Raw genomic sequence first — 7264 nt, forward strand, 5'->3', positions numbered from 1 at the left:
ACGGCGTCGGGGGTCAGGCCGAGGCGGGTCCAGAGTCCGGCGAGGGCGACCATGACGGCGAAGGAGGCGGGTTGGACGACGTCGACCCGCTCCAGCGTGGCCTCAAGGCCTTCGCCGCGTAGGACGTCTTGCAGGGACCAGTCGATGAAGGGGGTGAGTGCGGCGGCGACGCGTTCGATCTCTTCGGCGAACCAGGGGGACTCTTCCAGCAGGGCGCGTCCCATGCCGATCCACTGCGCGCCCTGACCGGGGAAGACCCAGGCGGTGCGGCCGGGGGTGGTGGGGGTGCCGGTGATGACGGCGGGGTCCGTGCCGCCCTCGGCGAGGGTCAGCAGGCCGTCGCGGAGCGCGGCGCTGTCGGCGCCGAGGACCACCGCGCGGGTGAGGAGGGCGGCGCGGCCGGCGGCGAGGGTGTGGGCGGCGGGGGCCACGGCCTCGGTGCCCTCGGCGAACGCGGCCAGCCGACGGGCCTGGTCGCGCAGGGCGGTCTCGTTCGGACCGGAGATCAGCCACGGCACCACCGGGAGGTGGGAGTGCGTCCCGACCGGGTCCGCGGGCTCGACGGCGGGCGCCTGCTCGATGATCACGTGGGCGTTGGTGCCGCTGAACCCGAACGCGGAGACGCCGGCCCGGCGCGGCCGGTCGACGGCCGTCCAGTCGCGGGCCTCGGTGAGGAGTTCGACTTCGCCGGCCTCCCAGTCCACGAACGGGCTGGGCGCGTCCACGTGCAGGGTCGCGGGCAGCGCGCCCTCCTGCATGGCCATCACCATCTTGATGACGCCCGCGACGCCGGCGGCGTGCTGGGTGTGCCCGATGTTCGACTTCAGCGAGCCCAGGTACAGCGGCGCGCTCTCACCCCGGCCCTGGCCGTAGGTGGCGAGCAGCGCCTCGGCCTCGATCGGGTCGCCGAGCTTGGTCCCGGTGCCGTGCGCCTCGACCGCGTCCACCTCCGACGCGGAGAGCCCGGCATCCGCCAGCGCGGCGCGGATCACCCGCTGCTGGGACGGGCCGTTGGGGGCGGTCAGGCCGTTGCTGGCGCCGTCCTGGTTGATCGCGGTGCCGCGCACGACCGCGAGCACCTTGTGTCCCAGGCGCCGGGCGTCCGAGAGGCGTTCCAGGACCAGCAGGCCGACGCCCTCGGCGAAGCCGGTGCCGTCCGCACCGGCCGCGAAGGCCTTGCAGCGGGCGTCGGCGGCCAGGCCGCGCTGGCGGGAGAACTCGACGAACGGACCGGGGGTGGACATCACGGTGACGCCGCCGACCAGGGCCGCCGTCGACTCGCCGGAGCGCAGTGAGCGCACCGCCAGGTGCAGGGCGACCAGCGACGAGGAGCACGCGGTGTCGACGGTCAGCGCCGGTCCGAGCAGGCCGTAGTGGTAGGCGAGCCGGCCGGACATGATGCTGGGGGCGTTGCCGGTCAGCAAGTGGCCCTCGACCTTCTCGGGGGCGTGCTGCAGCTCGGGGCCGTACGCCTGCCAGGACGCGCCGACGAAGACGCCGGTCCGGCTGCCGTGCAGGGTGTCGGGGTCGATGCCCGCCCGCTCGAACGCCTCCCAGGAGACCTCCAGCAGCAGGCGCTGCTGCGGGTCCATGGCGAGGGCCTGGCGCGGGGAGATCCCGAAGAAGTTCGCGTCGAACTCGGCCGCCTCGTACAGGAACCCGCCCTCGCGGATGTAGCTGGTGCCGGAGCCGTCCGGGTCGGGGTCGTAGAGGGCGTCCAGGTCCCAGCCGCGGTCGGCGGGGAACGGGCCGACCGCGTCGACCTGGTCGGCGACGAGGCGCCACAGCTCCTCGGGGGAGCGGGCGCCGCCGGGGTAGCGGCAGGCGATGCCGACGATCGCGATCGGGTCGTCGTCCGGGGCCGACGGGTCGGTCCGGACGGCCGGGGCCTCGGCCTCGGCCGGGTCGCCGGCCAGGCGGGCGGCGAGGTGCTCGGCCAGGGCGCGCGGGGACGGGTGGTCGAAGACGACGCCGCCGGGCAGCCGCAGGCCGGTCGCGGTGGCGAGCCGGTTGCGCAGGTCGACGGCGGTCAGCGAGGTCAGGCCCAGGTCGGCGAAGGACTTGGCGACGCCGACCTCCGCGCTCCCGGCGTAGCCGAGGACGTCCGCGACCTGACGGGTGACCAGGTCGAGCAGGTCGGCCCCGCTGACGGCGCGCGCCGGGAGCAGCGGGTCGGCGGCCGGCTCGGGCTCGACCGGGGCGCGACGGGCGGCGGCACCGGCCCGGGCGCCCGGCAGGCCCTCGGGGGCGTCGAGCCAGTACCGGCGCCGCTGGAAGGCGTAGGTCGGCAGGTCGGCCGGGAACGGGAGGCCCGTCGGGAGCAGCGGCGTCCAGTCGACGGGGGCGCCCGACGTCCACAGCGCGGCCAGCCCGGCGATCAGCGCGGCCGGTTCGTCCCGGTCGGCGCGCAGCAGCGGGGCGACCGGCAGCTCCTCGACGAGCTGGGCGGCCAGGCCGGTCAGCACGGCGTCCGGGCCGATCTCCACCAGGCAGGACGGGTCGAGGCCGGCGAGGGTGCGGATGCCGTCGGCGAACAGGACGGGCTCGCGGACGTGCTCCACCCAGTAGCCGGGGGTGCGGACCTCGGGACCGGCCGGGAAACCCGTGACCATGGAGATCAGCGGGATGGCGGGTTCGTGGAAGGTGATGCCGGTCAGGGCCCGGGCGAAGTCGTCCAGCATGGGCTCCATCAGCGGCGAGTGGAAGGCGTGGCTGACCGTCAGCCGCTTGACGCGGCGGCCGCGTGCGCGCAGCGCCGCCATCACCTCCTCGACGGCGCCCTCCGCTCCCGACACCACGACGGCGGTGGGGCCGTTGACGGCGGCCACCGAGACGAGGGTGGCGTCGAAGGGGGCCAGGACCTCGGCGGCCTCGTCGGGGGTGGCCTCCACGGCGGCCATCGCCCCGCCCGCGGGCAGCGCGCCCATCAGGCGGCCGCGGGCGGCGACCAGCCGGGCGGCGTCGGGCAGCGACAGGACGCCGGCGACGTGCGCGGCGGAGATCTCGCCGAGCGAGTGGCCCGCCACCGCCGACGGCCGCACCCCGAAGGACTCGACGAGGCGGTAGAGCGCCACCTCGAAGGCGAAGATGGCGCACTGGGCGAGCGCCGTCCCGTCCAGGGTGTGGTCGGGGTCCTCGAACATGGCGGTGCGCAGCGAGGTGCCGAGCAGCGGGTCGAAGGCCGCGCACACCTCGTCCAGGGCGGCGGCGAACACCGGGAAGGCGGCGTGGAGTTCGCGGCCCATGCCGACGCGCTGCGAGCCCTGGCCGGTGAACACCGCGCCGTACCGGCCGTCCCGGACGGTGCCGGTGACCAGCCCGGAGTGCGGCAGGCCGGCGGCGAGGGCCTCCAGGGCGGCGGCGAGTTCGGCGGGCGTGCGGCCGAGCGCGACGGCGCGGTCGGAGAGCGCGGCCCGGGCCGTGACCAGGCCGACGGCGGTGGCCGCCGGGTCGGAGCCGGCCCCGGCGTGGGCGGCGAGGGCGGCGGCCTGGCCGCGCAGGGCGCCCGGGCCGGTGGCCGACAGCACCCAGGGGAACACGTCCACCGGCAGCCCGGGGGCGGTCTCCGGCTCGTCCTCGACGGCCGGGGCCGGGGCCTGCTCGATGATCGCGTGGGCGTTGGTGCCGCTGATGCCGAACGCGGACACCCCGGCCCGGCGCGGCCGGTCGCCGACCTCCCACGGGCGGGCCTCGGTGAGCAGCTCGACCCCGCCCGCCGACCAGTCGACGTGCGGGCTCGGCTCGGCGGCGTGCAGCGTCGCGGGCAGCACGCCCGCGTGCATGCCCATCACCATCTTCATCACGCCGGCCAGACCGGCGGCGGCCTGGGTGTGCCCGATGTTCGACTTCACCGACCCCAGGTACAGCGGCGCACCCTCGCCGCGCCCCTGCCCGTACGTGGCGAGCAGGGCCTCGGCCTCGATCGGGTCGCCCAGCTTCGTGCCGGTGCCGTGCGCCTCCACCACGTCGACCTCGGTCGCCGACAGGGCCGCGTCGGCCAGCGCGGCGCGGATCACCCGCTGCTGGGACGGGCCGTTCGGGGCGGTCAGGCCGTTGCTCGCACCGTCCTGGTTGACGGCGGTGCCACGGACCACGGCCAGCACCCGGTGCCCGAGGCGCTGCGCGTCCGACAGCCGCTCCAGCACCAGCACGCCGACGCCCTCGCCCCAGCCGGTGCCGTCCGCGTCCGCCGCGAACGCCTTGCAGCGGCCGTCGGCGGACAGGCCCCGCTGGCGGGAGAACTCGATGAAACCGGCCGGCGTCGACATCACCGCGACACCCCCGACCAGGGCGGTCGTCGACTCGCCGGAGCGCAGCGAACGCACCGCCAGGTGCAGGGCGACCAGCGACGAGGAGCACGCCGTGTCCACGGTCACCGCCGGGCCGACCAGGCCCAGCTGGTAGGCGATCCGGCCGGACATCACGCTGAGCGTGCTGCCGGTCAGCAGGATGCCCTCGACGCTCTCCGGCGCGTCCTGCACCCGCGGCCCGTACTCCTGGCCGGTGGCGCCGACGAACACGCCGGTACGGCTGTCGCGCAGCCCGGTCGGGTCCAGGCCCGCCCGCTCCAGCGCCTGCCAGGACGTCTCCAGCAGCAGGCGCTGCTGCGGGTCCATCGCCAGGGCCTCGCGCGGCGAGATCCCGAAGAACCCGGCGTCGAACTCGGCGACGCCCGCCAGGAACCCGCCGGCCCGGGCGTGCACGGTACCGGGCTGCTCCGAGTCCGGGCCGTGCAGCCGCTCCAGGTCCCAGCCGCGGTCGGTCGGGAACGGGACGACCGCGTCGCCGCCCTCGGCCACCAGCCGCCACAGCGCCTCCGGCGTGTCCGCGCCGCCGGGGAACCGGCAGGCCATGCCGATGATCGCGATCGGCTCGTGGTCGCGCCGTTCCAACTCCTGCACCCGCTCACGGGACCTGCGAAGGTCGGCCGTGACCTTCCTCAGGTAGTCAACGATCTTTTCCTGCTGGTCTTCCTGCACGTCGTCACTTCCTCGTCAGCATGCGGCCGGTGTCCGGGAACCGTGGTGCGGTCATCAGGTGAGGTCGAACTCCTCGTCGATCATTTCCAGCAGGCTGTCGACGGAGGCGGTCGCGATGTCGCGCCCGGCCTCCCGGGGCGCCTGCGGGGCCCCGGCCGCGCGCAGCCGGAGCAGCAGCCGCTCCAACCGGTCCGCCAGCACGTCCTGCTCGCCGTCGGCGACGGGGGAGGCGAGCAGCGCCGCCTCCAGCCGGTCCAGCTCCTCGCCGACCGTGCCGGGCGCGCTGTCGTCCTGGAGCTCCGCCACCAGGAAGCCGGCCACCGCCTTCGGGCTCGGGTGGTCGAACACCAGCGTGGTGGGCAGCCGCAGGCCGGTCAGCGCGTTCAGCCGGTTGCGCAGCTCGACCGCGGTCAGCGAGTCCAGCCCGAGGTCCTTGAACGGACGCTCCGCACCGACCGCCTCCCGGGTCGCGTGACCCAGGACCGCCGCCAACTCGCCGCGCACCAGGTCGGTCAGGACCTGCTCCCGCTCCTCGCGCGGCAGCCCCGACAGGTCCGGGAGGACCGACGTCCGGGCCGCCGCCTCCGGCCGCCGCACGGACGACCTCGGCACCAGCTCGCCCAGCAGCGCCGGCGGCTCCTCCGCGCTGCCGCGCAGCGCCGCCAGGTCGATCCGGACCGGCGCGGCCACCGCCGCCCCGCTGCCGAGGGCCGCGTCGAACAGCCGCATGCCCTCCTCCTCGTCCAGCGGCAGCACTCCGGCCCGGGCCATCCGGCGCAGGTCGGTGCCGCCCAGGTGACCGGTCATGTCGCTGGCCGTGGCCCAGAAGCCCCAGTCCAACGAGGTTCCCGGCAGGCCCTGTGCGCGCCGGTGCAGCGCCAGCGCGTCCAGGAAGGCGTTGGCCGCCGCGTACCCGGCCTGCCCGGCGGTGCCGAGCACACCCGCGAACGAGGAGTAGAGGACGAACGCCGTCAGCTCCAGGTCCCGGGTCAGCTCGTGCAGCAGCCAGGCCGCGTCCACCTTCGGCCGGAACAGCGCGCCGAGGCGCTCCGCGGTCAGCGAACCGACCACACCGTCGTCGATGACCCCGGCGGTGTGCACCACCGCCCGCAGCGGGCGGTCGGCGGGGATCGCGGCCAGCAGCGCCGCCAGCTGCTCCCGGTCGGCCGCGTCGCAGGCCGCGACGGTGGCCTCCGCGCCGAGCGCGGCCAAGTCCCGGACCAGCTCCGCCGCACCCGGCGCGTCCGCACCCCGACGGCTGGTCAGCACCAGGTGCCGGACCCCGTGCTGCGCCACCAGGTGGCGGGCGGCCAGCGCACCCAGCAGACCGGTGCCGCCGGTGATCAGGACGGTGCCCTCCCGGTCCCAGCCCGCCGGCTCCGCCGAGCCCGTCACCCGCACCAGCCGAGGAGCGAACAACTTGCCCGCCCGCACCGCGAGTTGCGGCTCACCGGACGCGACGGCCGCCGCCAACAGCTCGGCCGACGGAGCCTCGCCGTCCTGGTCCAGCAGGACGATCCGCCCCGGGTTCTCGGTCTGCGCCGAACGGATCAGACCCCAGAGCCCCGCCGTGGCCAACTCCGGCACGGTCGACCCCGCGGACACCGCCTCCCGGGTCAGCACCACCAGCCGGGTCGCCGCCAACGCGGGCTCGGCCAGCAGCGCCTGCAACAGGTCCAGCGCGTTCGCCGTGGTGGCCAGCGCCGTCCCGGGCACCCCGCCGCCGTCCCGGACCGCAAGCGGCACCAGCAGCGTCTCCGGCGTGGCGGCACCCAGCTCGGCCAGCGCCGCCAGCCCCGCCACCTCCGGCCAGTCGGCCGGCCGGACCGGCTCCCCGACCGGAACCGCCACCCACTCCTGCCGGTACAGCGACTCCTCCGCGCTGCGCAGCGCGGCGGCGTCCACCGGCCGGGTCGCCAGCGTCTCGGCGCTCACCACCGGCCTGCCGTCCTGGTCCGACGCGCTCAGCGTCCACGTCCCCGACTCGCCCGGCGTCAGCACCGCCCGCAGCACCCGCCCCGTCGGAGCGTGCGCGGTCAGCCCCGACCAGGCGAACGGCAGCAGCGTCTCCGCCGCGGCCTCCGGGTCCAGCACCCCCGGCAGCAGCACGTGCAGCACCGAGTCCAGCAGCGCCGGGTGCAGCAGGAACGCCCCCTCCGCGTCCGGAGCGAGCTCCGCCTCCGCGAACACCTGTTCGCCGTGGCGCCAGGCGCGTTGGAGTCCGCGGAAGGCGGGGCCGTAGCCGTAGCCGTGGGTGGTGACGCGGTTGTAGAGGTCGTGGGTGT

2 protein-coding genes are annotated in these 7264 nt (G+C 76.1%); both read right to left on the reverse strand.

Features of this window, described 5'->3' with window-relative positions:
* The coding region (locus tag ACZ3J7_RS40605) for a beta-ketoacyl synthase N-terminal-like domain-containing protein (RefSeq protein WP_465628423.1) at positions 1 to 4979 on the reverse strand (4979 nt) is incomplete at its 3' end.
* 54 nt (positions 4980 to 5033) lie between these two features.
* The coding region (locus ACZ3J7_RS40610) for a type I polyketide synthase (RefSeq protein WP_465628425.1) at positions 5034 to 7264 on the reverse strand (2231 nt) is incomplete at its 5' end.

This window comes from Kitasatospora sp. NPDC015121, assembly GCF_055562955.1.